The 1688-nt window shown below is 55.1% G+C and carries 1 protein-coding gene; it reads left to right on the top strand.

Annotation, left to right across the window (positions count from 1 at the left end):
• Positions 1-155 precede the first annotated feature (155 nt).
• On the top strand, positions 156-1688 hold a 1533-nt coding region (istA, locus tag HMPREF2734_RS04005; RefSeq protein ID WP_070569431.1), incomplete at its 3' end, for an IS21 family transposase.

Raw genomic sequence — 1688 nt, 5'->3', positions numbered from 1 at the left:
GCCGTTTCCGTGTAGTTGGTAGGGGCAATCCGCGTAGTTGGTAGGGGTTTTCCGGATAGGTGGTAGGGGGCTTCTTTTTCGGTCATTTTTGTAGGTGACGTCGGCGCAATCTGTGCCGGTGTGTCACCACTTTCTGACCGCAAGGAGGGCCTTTTATGGCCAACTTCAAAGACATCATGGCGATGTGTTTGACCGGAGCGAGTTATGCAGCCATCTCTGCTGCCTTGGAGTGCTCCAACAGGGATATCGCCAAAGTCAAAGCAGTGATTGCTGACCACGCAATCACGCAGTCTTCGTTCGCTCAGCTGGATCCAGAGTTCTTCGATACGCACTTTAGCGATCAGCGAACGAGTCGGCGTTTGCGCTATGACCGACCTGACTTCGAAAAACTCGCGAAGAAGCTGGCGAACAACAAGCACCTCACGCGCCATAAGCTGTGGATGGACTATGTCGCTTCCCCTTGCGCCGCAGGTGAATCGAAGTACCAGTACTCCCAGTTCTGTGAACACCTGCGTGACTACATCCGGGCTACCGGCATGACCTCGATTATCGAGCATGAACCAGGCCAAGAGCTCTACGTCGACTGGGCGGGCGACAAAGTCCGCATCATCGACCAAGCCACCGGTGAGGTAGGGATGAAAGCTTGCCTATTTGTGGCTGTCTGTCCCTACTCTTCTTTGTTATTTGTGGTTGCTACGGCGAATGAGAAGATGGACGCCTGGATTGACTGCCACGTCAAAGCCCTAAACTACCTCGGGAAACGCCCCGGCATCATCGTTCCTGATAACGCGCCGACTGCAACGTATCGCCCGGCGAAGAACAAACCCGCACGACGCATCCAACAGCGCTATGCGGACTTTGCTGACTACTATGACATCTTGCTTGTACCAGCACGTCCGGGAAAACCCCGCGATAAAGCCGCAGTTGAGCGTGCCGTCCAACTTGTCTATACGCGTATCCTTGGCTATTTCGATGGGGTTGAGTTCTATAGCCTTGAAGAGCTCAACGAAGCGATCGCTGAGCGCCTCGAAGACATCAACACAACCATGCCCAATGCGCATGGGTTTACTCGTCGTGAGCTGTTTGACATCGATGAAGCACCCATGATGCGCAACCTTCCTGACACCCCATTTACGGAAGTGTCCTGGCGCAGCGTCAAAGTCGATCGCAATTGGCACATCTGTTGTGACTACCAGTACTACTCCGTGCCGTTTCAATACATCGGCAAGACTTTGCGCGCACGGCTGACCAACAGCCTGGTCAGCATCTTCAACGGCGATAGCCTCGTGGCCGAACACCCGCGTATGCACGGGTTTAAGTACCGCTATTGCACAGACCCTGCGCATACCCCAGACAAAGAGATTACTGGGGTCAAACCGCTAACTCGCGATGAGCTCTACGCCAGAGCATCGTCGTTTGGGCCCGCAACCAGCAAGGTCATCGCCATGATCCTTGAGCACAACGCCCAAGCCCTGCCACGCGGTTTACGCACAGCCCGCAACGTGTTGGTCAAGCTCGGGAACAAGCACAACAAAACCACACTTGAACCAGCGTGCCAGCAAATCATCGACCACAACCTCGCGCCGAATCTGCAGGTCATCTCCCGCATCCAGGCCGACATCGCCCGCAACGGTAACGCCGAAGCCAACACCCCAACACCACAAACAGGCCAGGCTCGGGTAGTCGAT

The sequence above is a fragment of the Corynebacterium sp. HMSC055D05 genome (genome assembly GCF_001810365.1).
In the GTDB taxonomy this organism is placed as follows: domain Bacteria; phylum Actinomycetota; class Actinomycetes; order Mycobacteriales; family Mycobacteriaceae; genus Corynebacterium; species Corynebacterium coyleae.
This window is presented reverse-complemented; position numbering and strand designations above follow the sequence as displayed.